Origin of the sequence: Clostridium beijerinckii, from assembly GCF_036699995.1 — a bacterium.
Lineage (GTDB): Bacteria > Bacillota > Clostridia > Clostridiales > Clostridiaceae > Clostridium > Clostridium helianthi.
This window is the reverse complement of sequence record NZ_CP144906.1, coordinates 119014-140000: the sequence shown is the minus strand read 5'-3', so window position 1 is coordinate 140000 and position 20987 is coordinate 119014. Positions and strand designations below refer to the sequence as shown.

Sequence of the window (20987 nt, the reverse complement as noted above, 5' to 3'; positions counted from 1 at the left end):
ATATAATATTACCTCTACATCCATTGTTATTAAGAATTATAATTAATATATATGCCTTTTTCTAACAAATGCTCCTTATTACACTATAAGACACACGTGGAAGCGTTAATTTTATTATTTCAATTATTTTCTATAAAAGGCCTGCAAAAACATATAACAACGTCTTTACTGTTATATGAATCTACTCTAATATTAATAATGTAGAATAGAATATAATTAATTATTTAAATAATTAATTATTCCTATTTATCTATAAATACAATTATATATAATTTTAGTTTCAGGAGATTTTAATTATGAATAAAGGATTTTTTTATTTCATTTTGCCATTTACCATGTTTTCTTTTATTGGATGCTCAAGCAACATTGCTTCGCCATCGAACTCACAGACATCTACCCCTTCAAAAACATCAATACAAGTACAAAATACCCAGCCAACAGATGCAGCTGATCCTAATTCATTTATCTTAACTGGTAGCTCGTCATACTTTTGCCCATTCCTTTTTAATGGTAACAACTTAATATTTCCAAATCCAGATGAGAATAATAGAATTTCGATTATCCCTTCTCCTTTGCCTAAAGATATTCTGGAAAGTAAAAGCGTTACTGATTTTGCAAATTATTCTGCTGATAATATGGTCTTAATTAATCAAATGATTTATTTTTCAAATGGTTCAGATAATAATACTTTATCTTCATTTAACATTTCTGATAAAACTTATACAAAGTTAAATGACGATTCAGTAAATAATTTAATAGCTGCTAATTCAGAATTATTCTACATAAATAAAAATAACGAAAATAAGATTTACAAATATAATACATCAACAGCAGAGCACTCATTGGTATGCTCTGATAGTGTAGGCTCTTTTATAATTAATGGAGATTTTATTGTCTACCAAAACTTAAGTGATAACTCAAAATTATATTCAATAAAAACGGATGGTACTAATAGACAAAAACTTACCGATTACACAGCTAATAGTTTTATAGTTTTTGATGGGCAGTTACTTTTTTTCAATTCTTCTGATAACAATAATCTATACTCACTAGACCCATCTACATTAAGCTGCAAGAGAATTTCTATAATGAATGGATTTCAGTTGAAGATTATAGATAAATCTATATATTTTATTAACGGCAGTGACTCAAATAACTTATATTCATTATCAGTAGACTTAAAAAATTCAACCGCCACCTCTAAATCAGAGATATCAGAGGGTATAAATGAATATTATTTGACTACCTCAGGTATATTCTATAGCCCAAGTATAAATGTGAATAATATATACTTCAAAGATTTTTCTTCTAAAAGTTAATGCAAAATAGGAGATAAGTATTTATGCTAAACACTTATCTCCTATTTATTGCATTATGCACTTATAAATACTTCACTATCTCTTTAAACTTATTACCTCTTATCATAAAATTAGGATACATATCAAATGATGCACAAGCAGGTGATAGAGTAACAATATCGCCTGGATTGGCTATGCTTTTAGCAAGTCTTACTGCCTCTTCTAAAGACTCAACCATATTTATATTAATTTTAATTCCTTTTTCCTTATCTAAATTATCAAAAACATCTTTGATCTTGTGCTTTGTCGCTCCCATAAGAATCAATTCTTTTATATATGGGTACCCCTCATATGCTAAAGGTTCAAAAGGTATATTCTTATCATACCCTCCTGCAATAACTATTACTTTTTCATCAAATGCTCTAAGCCCAGCTAAAGTTCTTGTAGGACTTGAAGCAATAGAATCATTATAATATTTAACTCCGTCTATCTCTCTTACAAGTTCACACCTATGTTCAACGCCAGCAAATGTTTCAGCAACTTTTTTCATCACCTCCACAGAGACATCGTCTTTTGTTGCTAAAAATGCTGCAAGATAATTTTCAACATTATGCATCCCCTTAATTACAATATCATCTTTTTTGCAAACTTCCTTGTCTTCAAGATAGAGTATTCCATTTTTATAGTATGCCCCATCTATCAGTTCTCTTTTTGAACTGAACTCTTTCACATTTCCTTTCGCTTCTTTTATAAATCCATGGGTAATTTCGTTTTCTCTATTCACTACTAAAAGTCCATTTGAATTTTGATATATAAAGATATTCTTTTTCGCATCTATATACTCTTGCATACTTTTATGCATATCTAAGTGATTTGGGGATAAATTCGTACATACTGCAACATCTATTTCTTGAGTCATTGTCATAAGTTGAAAGCTAGATAACTCTAATACAACTTTATCTTCATCATGTATGTTTTCTATTTCTGAAAATAATGGAGTTCCTATATTTCCTCCGACCCATGTTTTATACCCTTGACCTTCTAGTAACTTAGAAATAATTGTTGTTGTTGTTGTCTTTCCATCGCTACCGGTTATTCCATAGACTTTTCCTCTTGTATACCTAACAAACTCTTCCATCTCAGAAGTAACATATGCCCCTTCTTTTCTAGCCCTTACTAATGCTTCACTATCAATCCTCATTGATGGTGTTTTAAATATCACATCAAACCCTTTTAAGTTATCTAGATATTTTTCTCCAAGCTCCAGCTTAACTCCCTTTTTATTAAATCCATCTGCAACGTCTCCAAGTTCTTCTAAATTCTTTTTATCAAAAGCCGTTACAACAGCACCTAAATCTATTAAAAAATTGATTAGCGGAATATTGCTCACTCCAATTCCAACAACTCCAACTTTCTTACCCACTATAAATTCTTTAAACTCATTAAAATCTTTCTTCATGATTTATCCTCCAAATTTAAATCTCTATCCATCGTATATATTATTGCCAAAATTTGTTCTTCGTTATTTTAATTATAACACTTGCAACAAAAAAATAAACTGACCCAAGAAGAAATTATCTTGAATCAGTTTTTGTTTAGGTATAATCCTAAAATTCCAAACTTGCTTGGATATAATTTTCTATTTCACTTATTTTAATTCTTTCTTGTTCCATAGTATCTCTATTTCTAATTGTTACTGACTCATCTTCTAATGTATCGAAATCTATTGTTATACAATAAGGAGTTCCAATTTCATCTTGCCTTCTGTATCTCTTACCTATACTTCCTGTTTCATCGAAATCAAGATTGAATTTCTTACTTAACTCCGCATAAATATCTAAAGATTTTTCTGATAGCTTTTTAGAAAGAGGCAATATTGCTGCTTTAAAAGGAGCTAATGCTGGGTGTAAATGCATTACAGTTCTAACATCTCCACCTTCTAACTCTTCTTCATCATATGCTTCAATTAAAAATGCTAAAGCAACTCTATCTGCACCTAACGACGGCTCTATAACATATGGAACATATTTCTCATTAGTTGTTTGATCTAAATAGCTTAAATCCTGTCCAGAATGTTCTTGATGCTTAGATAAATCATAATCAGTTCTATCTGCTATTCCCCAAAGTTCTCCCCAACCAAATGGGAATAAATATTCTATATCAGAAGTTGCATTCGAGTAGAAAGATAACTCTTCTTCTCCATGATCTCTCATTCTTAAATTTTCTGACTTAACATTCAAGTTTAGCAAGAAATTCCAGCAATAGTCCTTCCAATATTTGTGCCACTCTAAATCAGTTCCAGGCTTACAGAAAAATTCTAATTCCATTTGTTCAAATTCTCTTGTTCTGAAAGTAAAATTACCAGGTGTAATTTCATTTCTAAAAGATTTACCTATTTGAGCTATACCAAATGGTACTTTTTTTCTTGATGTTCTTTGCACTGCTTTAAAATTAACAAAAATACCTTGTGCTGTTTCTGGTCTTAGATACATTTCTGATTTAGCATCTTCAGTAACACCTTGAAATGTTTTAAACATAAGATTAAACTTTCTTATATCTGTGTAGTTCATTTTTCCACATTTAGGACAAACTATGTTATTTTTTTCAATATATTCTTTCAATTGTTCATTAGTCCATCCATCAGCTGTAGCTACTTCTGCTCCATTTTCTGTCATATGATCTTCAACTAATTTATCAGCTCTAAATCTTGCCTTGCATTCCTTACAATCCATTAATGGGTCTGAGAAACCTCCAACATGCCCTGATGCAACCCAAACTTCTCTATTCATTAAAATAGCGGAATCCAATCCAACATTATAAGGACTTTCTTGAACAAACTTTTTCCACCATGCTTTTTTTACATTATTTTTGAATTCTACTCCTAAAGGACCGTAATCCCACGAATTAGCTAGACCACCATATATATCTGAGCCTGGAAATACAAATCCTCTATTTTTACAAAGAGCCACAATCTTATCCATTGTTTTTTCTACTGCCATTGTTTTATCCCTCCAAATATATTTTTATAAAATAAAAAGGGCTTTAAGCACAAAGGGACGAAATATAATTCCGCGGTTCCACCCTTCTTGGCTTAAGCCCATCTTTCTTCATCGATTTCCTCACACTCAAAAGCTCCATTCATTTATAACCAATAATGATTTCCACCAAACATCATCTCTCTTCAACTGACTTATAAATTACTCTTCTTTTTCAACATGTGTATTTAATTTATAAATTAATTTTAACAAAATCATTTTATATGTCAAGATTGAATATTTTCTAAAAAAATATAAAAAAATGGCTCCGCGAAGAGGACTCGAACCTCCAACCTATCGGTTAACAGCCGAGTGCTCCACCATTGAGCTATCGCGGAACGTCATTACTTAATCTATTATATCAGCTTTTTTAGATTATGCAACCCTTTTTTAATAAAATATCAAATTTATATCTCTATACTATCAAAATTATCAAATAGCATCTACATTTTAGAATTAATACATATTATATATTCCTAATTCATCTTTATAAAACTTGGAAAGAATAAAATCTTAAGCGATTGTGGAACTGTAGATTTTTGAGCATCTAATTTTTCAAATGTGTGTGAGAAAAATTCGGCAGGCTAATATATTTTTTCATTCTCTTTACAAACTGTGATTCTCTGAGTAAGTATTTCCATAACTTATACCCTCAAGAGTAACAATGTTCACAAATTTAAATTTAGTATAAATTCATATGGAATAAAAAAAGCTATAACAATGCTTACAAAATACATGCTATAACTTATAATACTATTCTAAAAAAATATAAAAAAAATGGCTCCGCGAAGAGGACTCGAACCTCCAACCTATCGGTTAACAGCCGAGTGCTCCACCATTGAGCTATCGCGGAACGTCATTACTTAATCTATTATATCAGCTTTTTTAGATTATGCAACCCTTTTTTAATAAAATATCAAATTTATATCTCTATACTATCAAAATTATCAAATAGCATCTACATTTTAGAATTAATACATATTATATATTCCTAATTCATCTTTATAAAACTTGGAAAGAATAAAATCTCAAGCGATTGTGGAACTGTAGATTTTTGCGCATCTGATTTTTCAAATGTAAGCGAGAAAAATTCGGCGAGCTAATATACTTTTTCATTCTCTTTACAAACTGTGATTCTCTGAGTAAGTATTTCCATAACTTATCCCCTCAAGAGTAACAATGTTCACAAATTTAAATTTAGTATAAATTCATATGGAATAAAAAAAGCTATAACAATGCTTACAAAATACATGCTATAACTTATAATACTATTCTAAAAAAATATAAAAAAATGGCTCCGCGAAGAGGACTCGAACCTCCAACCTATCGGTTAACAGCCGAGTGCTCCACCATTGAGCTATCGCGGAACGTCATTACTTAATCTATTATATCAGTTTTTTCTAATTATGCAAGTCTTTTTTATATTTTATTTACTTTTGTTGTTTTCAGAAATGCCTATAGCTTTTCTTTCTTATTATCCAAAAGGAATAATAATTACTATAAATATTTATGCAGATACAAAATATTTCTGGGCTTATTATAGACTTCCAAATTTTAAATTATTTTTCTTATATTTTATTTTTAATCAACAGCAATAAAAGGTTCATATATGCCTTTTACACATATAGAACCTTTTTATAGAAGTAAATATAATCTATTTACTTTAACTGCATCAAATTATTTCTGCGGTCTCATTGTTGGGAATAATATAACATCTCTGATTGAAGCTGAATCAGTTAAGAACATTATAAGTCTATCTATTCCCATTCCCATTCCACCTGTTGGTGGCATACCTGTTTCAAGAGCACTCATGAATTGTTCATCTAGCATATATGCCTCGTCATCTCCAAGTTCTCTCTCTTTAGCTTGTTGTTCAAATCTTTCTCTTTGAACTATAGGATCATTTAACTCAGAGTATGCATTGCAAAGTTCTCTACCAAATACAAATCCTTCAAATCTTTCAGTAAATTCAGGATTTCCTCTCTTTTTCTTTGTAAGAGGTGAAATTTCAACTGGATAATCCATAACAAATGTAGGTTGAATCATGTTCGCTTCACCGAATTCTTCATATAGAGCATTTAGAACATCACCTTTTGTAACAGTATCCAATGGCTTAGAAAATTCTAAATGTTTTTCTTTAGCTATAGCTTGAGCTTCTTCATTAGATTTAATTTCATTAAAATCTACACCTGCATATTCTTTTACAGCGTCAACCATAGTTATTCTTCTCCATGGCGGCTTAAAATCTATTTCTGTTCCTTGATAAGAAACTTTAGTAGTTCCATTTATCTTTTCGCAAATGTATGCAACCATATTTTCTGTAATTTCCATCATATCATTATAATCAGAATATGCTTCATATAATTCAATAGCTGTAAATTCAGGATTATGTCTTACTGACATACCTTCATTTCTAAAATTTCTTCCTATTTCATATACCTTTTCAAAACCAGCAACTATTAATCTCTTAAGATATAACTCAGTAGCTATTCTTAAATACATATCCATATCTAAAGTATTGTGATGCGTAATGAAAGGTTTTGCTGCTGCTCCACCAGCTATTGCTCCAAGAATTGGAGTTTCTACTTCTATAAAACTCTTAGAATCTAAAAACTCTCTCATTGCTGATATAATTTTGCTTCTCTTAATAAAAGTATCCTTAACCTCTGAATTTGTAATTATATCAACTTCTCTTTGTCTGTATCTTAAATCTGGATCTTTTAACCCGTGCCATTTTTCTGGAAGTGGCTTTAAAGATTTACAAGTCAATTCAAAAGCATTTACATTTACTGATACTTCACCTGTTTTAGTTGTGAATACTTCTCCAGTTGCTGCAATCCAATCACCTAAATCAAAAGTTTTATATTGCTTTAAATTTTCTTCCCCAACCTTATCAATCTTTAAGAATAGTTGTATCTTACCATCCTTATCATGTATATCTGAGAAAACAACTTTTCCCTGTCCTCTTTTAGACATTAGTCTTCCTGCAACGGTTACTTCTTTACCTTCTAGTGCATCATAATTTGCCTTAACTTCCTCTGATGTATGAGTTCTGTTGACTTTATAAACATCAAAAGGATCCTTTCCAGCACCTTGTAGCTCTGCTAGTTTAGCTCTTCTCAATCCTTCCTGTTCATTATACTGAGACTCTAACTCTTGCATGCTCATTTCTTCTGTTGACATTGCTGTACCTCCAATTAACTTCTACTTATTCCTAGTATTTCGAATTTATTAACTCCATCTGGAACTATTACCTCTACTACATCACCAACTTTTTTACCAACTAGTGCATTTCCAACCGGTGATTCGTTTGATATTTTAAAATTCATAGGATCTGCTTCTGCCGAACCTACTATTGAATACTCTACTTCTTCATCAAATTCGTAATCTTTAACTTTTACCTTTGATCCAACTGAAACAATATCACTTGGAATCTCTGATTCATCTACAACCACTGCATTTTTAAGCATATTTTCTAATTGAATTATTCTTCCTTCTGTAAATGCTTGGTCGTTTTTAGCTTCATCATACTCAGAATTTTCACTTAAATCTCCGTATCCTAAAGCAATTTTTATCTTTTCAGTTATTTCTTTTCTTTTTACTGTTTTTAGGTATTCTAATTCACTTTCTAATTTTTTAACACCTTCATAAGTCATAACATATTGTTTTGATTGGCTCATATACTTTAACTCCCCTTTAAAACCTTCTATATTATTTATTTTAGTTATTGATTATAATCCTTATTTTGATAAATTATCTATTAAATAAATCTTTTTAAGCAATCTCTTATTATATCGTTAACAGAGAATACCCATAAATTTATAATAATTTGAAAAATATTTTAATCTGAAAATCATTTAACTTATTATAAATCAGCACATTTCATATGTCAATAAATCCTAATTTGAAGTGATTTGCACCGTTGGTTAGCAACTAACTCAGCGTAACTTTACTCATAGCTATGATTGCTATGAATCAAACATTAAATAAACCAAGTTTAAATATTAATATAAAAGTAAATTAGTAAAACATAAATTATCATTTTTACACAAAAGTTAATACTCATATTTATACTAGATTTATTATGAAACCAAATTGCATTTTTCTAAATATTAATAATATGCTTGAAACAATTAAATAATTCTAATTATACTTACAAAACTATAATTCATCTTGATACTTTCTTAAAGCTTCAATAACTTTTTCACTATCATTGATAGTATTAATCTTATTTTTAAGTTCTGTGCATCTTGGAAGTCCTTTAATATACCATGATGCGTGTTTTCTCATTTCCCGTATGGCTTTAAATTCTCCATCATATTTTATTGCTAATTCGTAATGCCTAATGCACATTTCAATTCTTTCATTATCTGAAACTTCTTGAATTACTTCTCCATTAAGCAAATTATTTATCTGTCTAAATATCCATGGATTTCCCTGGCTTCCTCTTGCAATCATTATTCCATCGCAATTGGTAGTTCTTTTCATTCTAATAGCATCTTCTGGAGAAAATACGTCCCCATTTCCTATTACAGGAATTGAAACACTATCCTTAACTCTCTTTATTATGTCCCAATCTGCTTTCCCTTGATACATTTGTTTTCGTGTTCGTCCATGAACAGCAATAGCATCTGCTCCAGCTTGTTCCATCCCTTTGGCAAATTCCACTGCATTAATATTATCTTCATCAAATCCTTTTCTAAACTTGACAGTAACAGGTTTGGTTGAAACTTTTTTTATAGTTCTAACGATATCGTATGCAAGTTCCGGTTCTTTCATTAATGCAGATCCTTCTCCATTTTTAACTATTTTAGGAGCCGGACATCCCATATTAATATCAATTATACAAATATCTTCCCTGTTATTTAAATATTCTTCACAAATTCTAGCCATTACATCTGGCTCTCTACCAAATATCTGGGCTGCAACTGGTTTTTCTTCATCTGCTATTCTAAGTAAGGTTTGTGTATTCTCGCTTCCATAATATAATGCTTTAGCACTAACCATTTCGGTATAAACCAAACCACATCCCATTTCCTTACATAATCCTCTAAATGATATGTCAGTTACTCCTGCCATAGGTGCTAGAAATATATTGTTTTCAAAGGTTAAATTCCCTATCTTCATTGTAGAATATACTCCTTACATCTTGTATAAATCTTAATTTCCATATAATTTATCTTTGGGAAATCTCTATTTCTTTATTTTTTTCATATAATATTTTTAATCCTTCTAGTGTTAAATCCGAATCAACCTTATCAATAACATCAGTCTCTTTAGCTATTAAATTTGCTAATCCACCTGTTGCCAATACAAAAGGTTCTTCCTTATACTTAGAATTTTTCATTTCTTGTTTCATTTTTTTTACTATATATTCAACTTGCCCAATATAACCAAATATAATACCAGATTGCATACTTGATACAGTATTTTTGCAAATCATATTTTTTGGTACTTCTAATTCTACTCTAGGAAGCTTAGCTGCTCTTTCAAATAAAGCATCTGCCGAAATTCTTATTCCAGGGCATATGCATCCTCCAAGATAATCTCCATTTGCTCTTACTGCACAAAAAGTTGTAGCTGTTCCAAAGTCTATTATTATAACTGGTCTCTTGTAAATTTCATATGCAGCAACAGCATTCACTATTCTATCTGCTCCAACTTCTCTCGGGTTATCATATTTAATATTTATTCCAGTTTTTACTCCTGGTCCAACTATTATAGGTTCGTGACAAAAACATTTTCTTAACATATTTTCTAAAGAATGCATTATATTAGGAACAACAGAAGAAACTATAACTCCAGTAATATCTTTAGGATTAATGTCACTTAAGTTAAATAGTTGCATAACTTGTATACCATACTCATCTGAAGTTTTATTTCCTTCACTTGAAATACGCCAACTAGCTATATACTTTTCTCCATCATGTACTCCCAAAACAATGTTAGTATTACCTGCATCAACAAGTAAAATCATAGAAAGCACCACCTTAATATAGTTAAATTAAAAGCAGCCCGAAGAGCTGCCTTAATTTTGAAATTGACTAAAAAATAACAATATAATTTTAACAATTATATTTAATTTGTCAAGAGTTTAAATGTGATTTTAGATTAATACCACCATTTTCTAGCTTCTGTTTTCACCTTAAATACACATATATGCATTCATTAGAATAATCCTATTATTTCTCCACTTTTTAATACATCCATCTTATTTGCTGCTGGTACCTTTGGAAGGCCAGGCATAGTCATTATGTCACCTGTCTGAACCACTATAAATCCAGCTCCATTTGATACTCTGACTTCTTTAACTGTAATATCAAATCCTGTAGGTCTAGCTAAAAGGCTAGGATTATCTGATAGTGAATATTGTGTTTTTGCCATACATATAGGAAGTTTATCCAATTTGAACTTTTCTAATTCATCAATTTGTTTTTTTGCTGCTGGAGTATAGTTAACTTTATCTGCTCCATAAATTTCACTAGCAATTGTAAATATTTTCTCCCTAATAGATTTTTCCTTATCATATATAGGCTCAAAATTTGATTCACTATTATCTAGTGCATCTAAAACTATATTGGCAAGGTCAATTCCACCTTCGCCACCTTTAGCCCACACATCACACAAGGCTACTTTAACCCCAATTCTATCGCAGAAATCTTTAATGAATTCCACTTCTTCCGAACTATCTGTAACAAATTTATTTATTGCAACAACAGGTGTAATTTTAAACTTCTTTATATTCTCTATCTGTTTTTCCAAATTAGCAATTCCATTTTTTAACGCTTCAACATTTGGGACATTTAACTCAGTCTTAGCTACTCCGCCATGATGCTTTAATGCTCTTATAGTTGCAACAACTACAACACATTCAGGTTCTAAATTACCATATCTACATTTGATATCAAAGAATTTCTCTGCACCTAAATCTGCTCCAAATCCAGCTTCTGTTATGACAACATCTCCTAACTTTAGAGCAAGTTTAGTTGCCATTATAGAATTACATCCGTGAGCAATATTAGCAAATGGTCCTCCATGTATTAATGCAGGAGTATTTTCTAATGTTTGAACCAAGTTAGGTTTAATCGCGTCTTTCATTAATAGCGCCATAGCTCCTTGTATTTCTAGTTCCTTAGCGTAAACAGGATTTCCATCTAGATTATATGCAATTACTATATTTCCCATTCTTTCTTTCAAATCTTCTAGATCACTTGCTAAACATAATATAGCCATTATTTCAGATGCAACAGTTATATTGAATCCATCTTCTCTAACAAATCCATTAACCTTTCCACCCATCCCAACAATAATATGTCTTAATGCTCTATCATTCATATCCATTACTCTTTTAAATACAATTCTTCTAGAATCAATTCTTAGAACATTACCTTGGTGAATATGATTATCTATTGTTGCTGATAACAAATTATTAGCAGATGTAATAGCATGCATATCTCCAGTAAAATGAAGATTAATATCTTCCATAGGAACAACTTGAGCGTATCCGCCCCCAGCTGCTCCACCCTTAATTCCGAAAACCGGCCCTAATGATGGCTCTCTTAATGCTATAACGGCTTTCTTCCCAATCCTGTTTAAAGCCTGACCAAGCCCTACTGTAACTGTTGACTTTCCTTCTCCTGCAGGAGTTGGATTTATAGCTGTTACTAAAACTAACTTTCCATTATTATTATTTTTAACCTTATCATATACATCTAAAGATATTTTGCACTTATATTTTCCATAGTACTCTATATCATCTTCGCAAAGTCCTAATTTTTCAGCCACATTTTTTATCGGTTCCATCTTTGCCTCTTGAGCAATCTGAATATCACTTTTCATTTAAAATCCCTCCTAAATATAAACCCAAAATCATACTTAATATAATTTATTATATCATTTCACTATACATAATAAAAGTTTTTTCGAATAATAAGTATAAATAAACTCCTAATATTCGTATTTGTATGAATATTCTATGATTCTACATATAAAAAATTAAAAGGCTATTTCAAACCCATCTTATGCTTGAAATAGCCTGTGTATTAATTATTTACAAAAATATCTTCAAATTCTTCTGCATCAAGTTTTTCTTTTTCAATTAGAGCTTTTGCAACAGCATGTAATTTGTTTATATTTTCTTTTAGAAGCTTATTTGCTCTATCATAAGCCTCATCTATAAATCTCTTTATTTCTTTATCTATTTTAGAACCTATCTCTTCACTAAAGTTTCTTCCTTTACCTAAGTCTCTTCCAAGGAAAACTTCATCATGCCCTGAAGTACTAAATGATATAGTTCCAATTTCTTCACTCATACCATAATCCATAACCATACTTCTGGCTATATGACTTGCTCTATCTATATCATTTTTAGCACCAGTACTTATATCTCCCATAATCAATTTTTCAGCAACTCTTCCACCTAGGAGTCCAACCATCTCATCTTTTAATTTAGACTTAGATGTATAAGAAGTATCCTCCTTTGGAAGATGCATAGTGTATCCACCTGCTCTACCTCTTGGAATTACACTAATTTCGTGAACTGGATCACAGTGTGGAAGTAATCTCATAACAACTGCATGACCTGCTTCATGATAAGCAGTTAATTTCCTATCATGTTCAGTTATTACCCTACTCTTTTTTTCAGGCCCTGCAATTACTTTTGTTATTGCTTCTTCCATTTCAGACATAGAAATTTGTTTTTTATCTTTTCTAACAGCAAGCAGTGCTGCTTCATTTGTTAAATTTTCTAGATCCGCTCCCGAAAAACCTGGAGTTCTTCGAGCAAGAACATCTAATTTCACATCATCTTTTAGTGGTTTCTTTCTTGTATGAACTTTAAGAATTTCTTCTCTACCTTTTACATCTGGTGCTCCAACAATTATTTGCCTATCAAATCTTCCCGGTCTTAATAATGCTGGATCCAATATATCAGGCCTATTGGTTGCAGCTATCATTATGATGCCTTCATTAGCACCAAATCCATCCATTTCGACAAGAAGTTGATTTAATGTCTGTTCCCTTTCGTCATGTCCTCCACCTAAGCCTGCACCTCTCTGTCTTCCAACGGCATCAATTTCATCTATAAATACTATACAAGGTGAATTTTTCTTCGCCTCTTCAAATAAGCTTCTAACTCTCGATGCACCAACACCAACAAACATTTCAACAAAATCAGATCCTGATATACTAAAGAATGGCACTCCCGCCTCTCCTGCTATTGCTTTTGCAAGTAATGTTTTTCCAGTCCCAGGAGGCCCAACTAATAAAACCCCTTTAGGAATTCTTGCACCTATCTGTATATACTTTGATGGCAATCTTAAAAAATCAACAATTTCTTCAAGCTCAGCTTTCTCTTCGTCCGCACCTGCTATATCTTCAAATGTGACTGTTTGTGTATCTGGAGTTACCATTTTAGCTTTACTTTTACCAAAATTCATAACCCCTCTTCCACCACTTCCGCTTTGGGATTGTTGAGTAAATATAAATAGGAATATAAATATAAATACTGCCATTAATATAAATGGAAGTAATGTTACTATCCACGTTGCATTATTAGATGGTTTTTCAAAAACAACTTTAACATCTAATTTAGGCTGATTTACTATAAGAGAACTAACAAGTTCACCCGGAGCAATAGTAACAAAACTTTTATTATCAGTAGTTTTTCCTTCTATCGTCATGCTGTCTTCCTTGACTAAGATACTTTCTATTTCATTTGCATTCCACTTTTGTATAAATGCACTATAAGTTATCTCATTAGAACCTTTTCCTGTTTGCCACATAGTAACCGCTGCTAAAATTAGCATAACTGAGCATACAATCCATACAGCCGCACTTGAATATTTTTTCATTCAAGGCCCCCCTCTCTCATCATATTTAAAATTTTACCATAGGAATATTTTTATTACAATTAAATTTGAATTTTCTATTTTTCATATACTTCAGGCTTTAATATCCCTATAAAAGGTAAATTCCTGTACTTTTCAGCATAATCTATTCCATAACCTACTATGAATCCATCAGGAACCTCAAATCCAATATATTTAACATCTAGATCAGATTTACGCCTCGCTTGCTTATTTAGTAATGCAACTATTTCTATACTATTTGCTTTTCTTGCTTTTAAATATTTAAGTAAATATGTTAATGTTACTCCTGTATCAACGATATCCTCAACAACTAAAATATCTTTTCCTTCTATACTATTATCCAAGTCTTTTAATATTCTTACGACACCAGATGTTTCTGTAGAACTTCCATAACTTGATACTGCCATAAAATCTATTTCACATTTAATAGATATGTTTTTTATTAGCTCTGCAGCAAATATTACTGATCCTTTTAAAATACCAACTATAAGTAAATCTCTTCCTCTATAATCTGTACTTATTTCACTTGCGAGTTCTTTAATTCTTTTACTTAAAATTTCTTCTGAGTATAGTATCTCTTGTATATCTTGTTTCATATTTAATATTCCTTTCTTTGAACGACTACTTTTAATATATTCGTACTTTTACTTGTAAGTTTATATTCTTCTGATATTCTAACTCCAATAACCCATGCAATCCTTTCATCAAAGCATAAAATAGGGATGCATTCTCTTTCATCTTTAGGAATTTTCATATCAATAAAAATATCTTTTATTTTTTTGCTGCCACTCATTCCTAATGGAGTAATTTTATCTCCATTCTTTCTGTTTCGTATTGAAATATTACTATTAATTTTATCAAAATCAAAATACTTAACGAAATCTCCTTGCTTTAAGTTTATAGCATTTTCATTATAACCATTAATTATAGAAAATTGAATAATATACTTATGAAACTCAACTGTATTTATATATATGTTATCTTTACCTAAAATTATTTCTTCTTTTTTACTATTTATATCTGATTTTTTTGTCTTCGTTTTTATGTATATATCCCCATAAACATTTTCAGCACAAACTCCATTTGGGAGATGCACTAACTTTCCCGAGTATTTTTGAGCCAAACAAGATATCTCATATATATGCTTAACTTCAAAATCGTAATTAGACTTTGAATACCTTGTTAATGCATGCCTTAATACTCTATTAACCAAAGGTTCTTCCTCTTTAAATATTTCCTTTTTTATTATAAAATAATCATTACATTCTATACAATATTTATTGTATAAACCAGCGGATAATTTTTCAAGGAATTCATTATCTTTTTGCAATAATGTAGACATCCTATTTAAAGTCTGTACTATATCTTCATTAAAATTTTCTTTTATATATGGCAATATATCTAATCTTATCTTATTTCTATTATAAATTTTTTCAAAGTTAGTTTTATCAATCCTTGGATTTAAGTTCTTTAGTTTTACGTAATTCTCTACTTCCTCTCTACTTAAACATAAAATGGGCCTTATTATTTTATCATCTCTAGATGCCCTGATCCCTCCTAATCCTTCAAGGCCTGTGCCCCTCATAAGTCTAAACAAAACTGTCTCCGCCTGATCATTTGCATTATGTGCAGTCGCAATCTTATTAAAACCTTCTTTCTTTAAGATTTCATCAAAAAAATCATATCTGGCGCTCCTTCCTGCCATTTCGGAAGACAATTTACTTTCCTTAGAATAAGCATTGATATCCACACGTTTGACAAAACACTCTATCCCCATATGGTTGCATATATTAATAACATATTTCTCATCTTCAAATGCATCTTCGCCTCTTAAAAGATGATTTAAGTGTGCAGCAGCTATGCTTATATTTAATTTTTCTCTTAACTCGAATAAAACATTTAAAAGACATATAGAATCTGGTCCTCCAGAAAGAGCAATCAAAATTTTATCGTTAGGTTTAATAAGGTTATTGTCCTTTATATAAGACAGTACTTTTCTATACAAAAATAACACTCCTACTTATTTATTATTATGTCATATACAGTTCCGCTTCTTATATTTTACGTATATACGTTCTAAATGTAAACATTATTGCTTCAATTTAACAGTTGAAAACTCATTCTATATAAATATAACATTATTATTTAAAACAATCTTATTTATTTGAATATGAAACAAATACAAATAGCTGTTTCAAATTTAACCTACAATTTAAATTTCTGAAACAGCTATTTATAATATTTTAATAACTTATCGGACGATAATCTTAGCTATCTAAATAAACTTTTGAAACTACAACTGTCATATCATCTTTAATCGTTCCGTTGCTTAATTTCTTTGCTCTTTCTAGCACCTTTTCTGACAGTTCTCTAGGATCTGAATTAATCGTCTTTAAATATTCTTCAATCCAAGTTGATTCTCCCGAGTTTGATTTATCTATATCTAAAATACCATCGCTAACATTAATTAAAATATCACCAGGTCTTAGCACTTCTCTTATAACTTCCACGTCCACTTCATCTACAAGTCCAAAAGGCAAATTCTTAGAATTAATAGTTATTACATCGCGGCCTCTCTTGATAAAGCTAGGCGCTGCACCTATCTTAACAAATATTGCATTACCATTATATAAGTCAATTCTATTTAAATCTAAAGTTGCATATTTTTCATCTTCTGAGAATCTCATTCCCATTATAGAATTGACTGTGTTGACCGTTATGTCCTCATCGAACCCTGCTTCAATAAGCTTTTCTACCAAATCAACAGTTGCTTTGCTTTCTTCTTTAGCCTCCGGTCCAGAACCCATTCCATCACTTAGGATAGTCATATACGTTCCATTTCTTGTCCTTCCAAAACTATAACTATCACCTATTTGAGTTTCTCCACCTTTTGGTTCCATTGCACCATAAGATACCATATAATACCTCGGTTTTTCTTCTATCGTTATAATACATTCATTTGTGTTTGGATTTATTTTGCATCCATCATCCCCAATGCACAACTTCATTCTCATAGCACTGCTTAATAGAGAAACTATGTTTTTTCCGTAATAATCAGCTCCTTCGCAATTATTTACACTTAATCTAATCTTGACCCTACCGCTTTTATCTATATAACAAAAAATATCATTGTAATATATGGAATTTTTATTTAGTATACGTTTCGTCAACCTTTCTAAATCAGTATCTATTCTAACCTCCTTTTTAAAGTCACTAAGAAGATTATCTAAAGTACACGATATGTTAGTTATATGGGATGATAATATATTTCTTCCTTCTGCTAATCTTTCCCTTATTGATTCATTTACATTATAATTAGTTACAATCCCTTCCGCATTTTTTAAAAGTGTAAAATTCTTAATGCATCTTTTTTGCAAATCTATAGGAATTGCTAATTTGCCCTCCTCTTTACTTTGAATTAACATTTGAAAAGAGTTAAATGTTTGATGAAACTCTCTTTCCCAGCATAAAGGTCTATTTTCACAGCTTGAACAACTTCTATCTGCCAAGTTTTCTACCAATGCACTCCCTTTCGATTTAATCAATAAATTTTCATTATCATTGTTAGTTAATAAGCATCTTGATACATTTGTAAGTACACTTGTAAGTTCTTTTAATTTAAAAGTAAATTCTTCCTTTATTGCATTCAATTGAATTTCGCCTAAAGATGCTTTCTTTCTATATGGATTTATCTCAATTTCAATACTTGTAAATACAGGTTTTGGAACACACAAAAATAAAACAGAACTAGTAAGAACCTCAACTCCCAACTTCAATGTTACTGCATTAGAATACAAAGCTAATGCAGTATAAATTATTATACCTGATAGTATTGAAAATATTTTCCCCGTATCTTTAAATATACCAACAATTAAGCCTCCAACTCCAAAAAAGGCTACACTATACATCATGTCATTTGAAGCAACTCCAAGCATTATTCCCATAGAAACTCCAATCATAGTTCCATATGTTGCTCCACCTACATAAGCAATCGTTAAAACTAACGTAAGCGCACATATATTTCTTATAGAGTAATTACTAATATTTACATTACCTATTCCTGCAACTAATAAACATAAAAATATTCCAATACTTACTATTTCTTCTGAAGAAAAGAAGTAATTGGTATTAATCTCTTCCAAAGAATTTAACGCATACTTTATAACATAATATATAGGCACTACAATTAATGTCTGTATTAAACATAAAGTTATATTTACGCCAAGTTCATATTTATTAACTAGTAAACCATAACAAAAAAAACTACTTAGAATTATTACAAAACCCACTAATTCCTTTTTTCTATTTTTAGCTTGTGCTATAAACACATAGTAAATTGTGACTAAAGCTACAGCTACTAAATATACATAACCATCTGTCAGTAAACTACTTATTGTTAGATATCCTATAGCAATTCCAATTGCTACAATTAAACTATTTCTCCTATTCTCTTTTGTAACTACAGCTATCAAATACGCAATTCCTATTGGCGCTATACCAAGACTATCTGATTGATTTAATAATAAATTTACCCTACCAAGTAAGATTCCTGATATTAGAATAATCCCTAACTTCACTATAGATGTCTTCATCCACAACTTTTTTCTTAAGTTTTCTACTCTAGTTATTCCTTCATACTTATTCAACCCTAATCCATACTGCACATTAGCTCGCCTCATTTCCAAATAATGTAATTTGATTATAGCATCATAACATTACGATAAATGTCATAAGGTGTTTATGGTATAAAGTTTTCGTAGGACAACTTCATCTAAATTTCTCTAATATCTAATGATTTAATAGATTATTTTCTTTATTACATTTTGATCTAACATCTTACTTAGTTAAGACAAATCAAGATACCTGGCTAATTATCAAATTTAAAACGTTATAATTAATTTGTCGTTAATCTTATTTTATTAGAAATTTATATATAAAATATTTTTCATAAAATCATAAATCCTGAATACACTTTTTAATTACTCCTTAAAATAATGTTTTTTTGCAATTATTCTTGAATTTTCTTAGCTTAAGTGACTAAAATCCGCATTTAATAATCAATCTTATGACAAGTTAACTTACAGTACTCAAAATATTAAGCACTAAAAAAAGCCTAACATAAGTGTAGTCATCTACATTCATATTAAACTTCTATCTATAACTAATTTAAACACCATGTTAGAAAAGTAAACTTTAAATATCTCATTCTTAGCATTATAAATCGATGCTAAAGTTTTCTTCTCAATGGCTAGGAATTTATTCAGAATATTATACCTTTATCTTATACTTCATATAATAAATATTTTCCAAACAAAAAAGACCTGAGCTATTGCTTAAGTCTTATGGTTGCGGAGGCAGGACTTGAACCTACGACCTTCGGGTTATGAGCCCGACGAGCTACCAACTGCTCCACCCCGCGATATTATTCTTTTCATATATATGGTGCCGAAGACCGGAATCGAACCGGTACGGTGTTTAACTACCGCAGGATTTTAAGTCCTGTGCGTCTGCCAGTTCCGCCACTTCGGCATATTCATTGTATACTACAAGCTTACGACATATAAATTAAAGCTTTGATAACAAAACTTACTAAACTTTATGGTTGCGGAGGCAGGACTTGAACCTACGACCTTCGGGTTATGAGCCCGACGAGCTACCAACTGCTCCACCCCGCGACATTATTCTTTTAATATATATGGTGCCGAAGACCGGAATCGAACCGGTACGGTGTTTAACCACCGCAGGATTTTAAGTCCTGTGCGTCTGCCAGTTCCGCCACTTCGGCACATATTGGTAGCGGAAATAGGACTTGAACCTACGACACCTCGGGTATGAACCGAGTGCTCTAGCCAGCTGAGCTATTCCGCCATATCAATGGTTGCGGGGGCAGGACTTGAACCTACGACCTTCGGGTTATGAGCCCGACGAGCTACCAACTGCTCCACCCCGCGATATTATTTTTTCATATATATGGTGCCGAAGACCGGAATCGAACCGGTACGGTGTTTAACCACCGCAGGATTTTAAGTCCTGTGCGTCTGCCAGTTCCGCCACTTCGGCATATCTTATAAACTAATTTCCAACGACAAGGCTAATTATAATACATATTATTTTCAGTGTCAACAATATTTTTTTATTAATCTTAAATATTTAAATTTTTAATTGTAATAATCGGTAATTTACACGTTTTAATCACTATAAATACCCATTTATAATCTTAATAATGCAGAATAAACTGTAAACAAATATAAAAATTTCTCTACAAATCTATTCTACATTTGAAATTTATCAAGCAAATTTTATATTTATTTTCCTAATAAAGATTTTAAAAATTTTTAGTAGCCTTTTTTTCCACCTTTACTTTTAAATTCTTGATGTTTCTTTACATCTTGCATTCTTTCTTCGCTATCTTTTAGAAACTTAGACATAATATCTTCGAAATTTCCTGAATTAGTAGTTTTCTTCTTATCAGGTGCTTTCCAGTCAATCTCTGCTGGTTTAACCGATTTTCTTTGAACATTTGCTTGCTTTATTGAAAGACTAATCTTACCATTATCATCAATTGAGATAACTTTCACTTTCACTTTATCTTGCTCGCTAAGATGTTCTCTAATATCTTTTACGTAAGAATCTGCCACTTCTGAAATATGAACTAATCCAGTTTTGCCTTCAACTTCAATAAAAGCTCCAAAGTTTGTGATGTTTATCACTGTGCCCTCTACTATGTTTCCTGCCATTAAGGTCATGTTTAAAAGACTCCTCCTTAAATTTAAAAATATATAAAT

The 20987-nt window shown here is 30.9% G+C and carries 13 protein-coding genes, 10 tRNA genes and 1 other annotated feature; of the genes, 1 reads left to right on the top strand and 22 read right to left on the bottom strand.

Annotation, left to right across the window (positions count from 1 at the left end; translation table 11 throughout):
• Nucleotides 1-296 precede the first annotated feature (296 nt).
• Complete coding sequence (locus tag PZA12_RS00640) at nt 297-1319, top strand: DUF5050 domain-containing protein (protein WP_078117673.1); 1023 nt, start codon at nt 297-299, stop codon at nt 1317-1319.
• Between the two features lie 61 nt (nt 1320-1380).
• Here the strand turns inward: PZA12_RS00640 and murD are convergent, their stop codons facing one another.
• The 22 genes from murD to PZA12_RS00530 all read right to left on the bottom strand — a co-directional run bounded on the left by murD (nt 1381) and on the right by PZA12_RS00530 (nt 20948).
• Nucleotides 1381-2757 (bottom strand): UDP-N-acetylmuramoyl-L-alanine--D-glutamate ligase, encoded by a 1377-nt coding sequence (gene murD / locus PZA12_RS00635; RefSeq protein ID WP_078117672.1) that lies wholly within the window; start codon nt 2755-2757, stop codon nt 1381-1383.
• Between the two features lie 148 nt (nt 2758-2905).
• Nucleotides 2906-4297, bottom strand: a complete 1392-nt coding sequence (locus tag PZA12_RS00630; protein WP_077842819.1) for a glycine--tRNA ligase — start codon at nt 4295-4297, stop codon at nt 2906-2908.
• Nucleotides 4298-4347: 50 nt separating this feature from the next.
• Nucleotides 4348-4521 (bottom strand) — a binding site (T-box leader).
• Nucleotides 4522-4596: 75 nt separating this feature from the next.
• Nucleotides 4597-4671: transfer RNA gene (locus PZA12_RS00625), tRNA-Asn, on the bottom strand.
• Nucleotides 4672-5111: 440 nt separating this feature from the next.
• Nucleotides 5112-5186, bottom strand: a tRNA-Asn gene (locus PZA12_RS00620).
• 439 nt (nt 5187-5625) lie between these two features.
• A tRNA-Asn gene (locus PZA12_RS00615) sits at nt 5626-5700 on the bottom strand.
• Nucleotides 5701-6010: 310 nt separating this feature from the next.
• Complete coding sequence (gene lysS, locus PZA12_RS00610) at nt 6011-7516, bottom strand: lysine--tRNA ligase (RefSeq protein WP_078117573.1); 1506 nt, start codon at nt 7514-7516, stop codon at nt 6011-6013.
• A gap of 14 nt (nt 7517-7530) precedes the next feature.
• Nucleotides 7531-8013, bottom strand: coding sequence for a transcription elongation factor GreA (gene greA, locus PZA12_RS00605; RefSeq protein ID WP_077837375.1), 483 nt, complete (start codon nt 8011-8013; stop codon nt 7531-7533).
• Nucleotides 8014-8494: 481 nt separating this feature from the next.
• Nucleotides 8495-9460, bottom strand: a complete 966-nt coding sequence (gene dusB, locus PZA12_RS00600; RefSeq protein ID WP_077841663.1) for a tRNA dihydrouridine synthase DusB — start codon at nt 9458-9460, stop codon at nt 8495-8497.
• 49 nt (nt 9461-9509) lie between these two features.
• Nucleotides 9510-10310, bottom strand: a complete 801-nt coding sequence (locus tag PZA12_RS00595; protein WP_017209495.1) for a type III pantothenate kinase — start codon at nt 10308-10310, stop codon at nt 9510-9512.
• A gap of 191 nt (nt 10311-10501) precedes the next feature.
• On the bottom strand, nt 10502-12172 hold the full coding sequence (locus PZA12_RS00590; protein ID WP_078117574.1) for a formate--tetrahydrofolate ligase: 1671 nt from the start codon (nt 12170-12172) through the stop codon (nt 10502-10504).
• A gap of 203 nt (nt 12173-12375) precedes the next feature.
• On the bottom strand, nt 12376-14184 hold the full coding sequence (ftsH, locus tag PZA12_RS00585) for an ATP-dependent zinc metalloprotease FtsH (RefSeq protein WP_103697902.1): 1809 nt from the start codon (nt 14182-14184) through the stop codon (nt 12376-12378).
• A gap of 74 nt (nt 14185-14258) precedes the next feature.
• Nucleotides 14259-14798, bottom strand: a complete 540-nt coding sequence (gene hpt / locus PZA12_RS00580; RefSeq protein ID WP_077837371.1) for a hypoxanthine phosphoribosyltransferase — start codon at nt 14796-14798, stop codon at nt 14259-14261.
• Nucleotides 14799-14800: 2 nt separating this feature from the next.
• Nucleotides 14801-16207, bottom strand: a complete 1407-nt coding sequence (tilS, locus tag PZA12_RS00575) for a tRNA lysidine(34) synthetase TilS (RefSeq protein WP_078117575.1) — start codon at nt 16205-16207, stop codon at nt 14801-14803.
• 262 nt (nt 16208-16469) lie between these two features.
• Nucleotides 16470-18881, bottom strand: coding sequence for a stage II sporulation protein E (gene spoIIE, locus PZA12_RS00570; protein WP_078117576.1), 2412 nt, complete (start codon nt 18879-18881; stop codon nt 16470-16472).
• A gap of 664 nt (nt 18882-19545) precedes the next feature.
• Nucleotides 19546-19621: transfer RNA gene (locus PZA12_RS00565), tRNA-Met, on the bottom strand.
• A gap of 21 nt (nt 19622-19642) precedes the next feature.
• Nucleotides 19643-19731, bottom strand: a tRNA-Leu gene (locus tag PZA12_RS00560).
• A 70-nt stretch (nt 19732-19801) separates the two neighbouring features.
• Nucleotides 19802-19877: transfer RNA gene (locus tag PZA12_RS00555), tRNA-Met, on the bottom strand.
• Between the two features lie 21 nt (nt 19878-19898).
• Nucleotides 19899-19987, bottom strand: a tRNA-Leu gene (locus PZA12_RS00550).
• A gap of 6 nt (nt 19988-19993) precedes the next feature.
• A tRNA-Met gene (locus PZA12_RS00545) sits at nt 19994-20070 on the bottom strand.
• Between the two features lie 7 nt (nt 20071-20077).
• Nucleotides 20078-20153, bottom strand: a tRNA-Met gene (locus tag PZA12_RS00540).
• A gap of 20 nt (nt 20154-20173) precedes the next feature.
• Nucleotides 20174-20262 (bottom strand) — tRNA-Leu (locus tag PZA12_RS00535).
• A gap of 275 nt (nt 20263-20537) precedes the next feature.
• Nucleotides 20538-20948, bottom strand: coding sequence for a S1 domain-containing RNA-binding protein (locus PZA12_RS00530; RefSeq protein ID WP_017209499.1), 411 nt, complete (start codon nt 20946-20948; stop codon nt 20538-20540).
• Between the last annotated feature and the right edge of the window lie 39 nt (nt 20949-20987).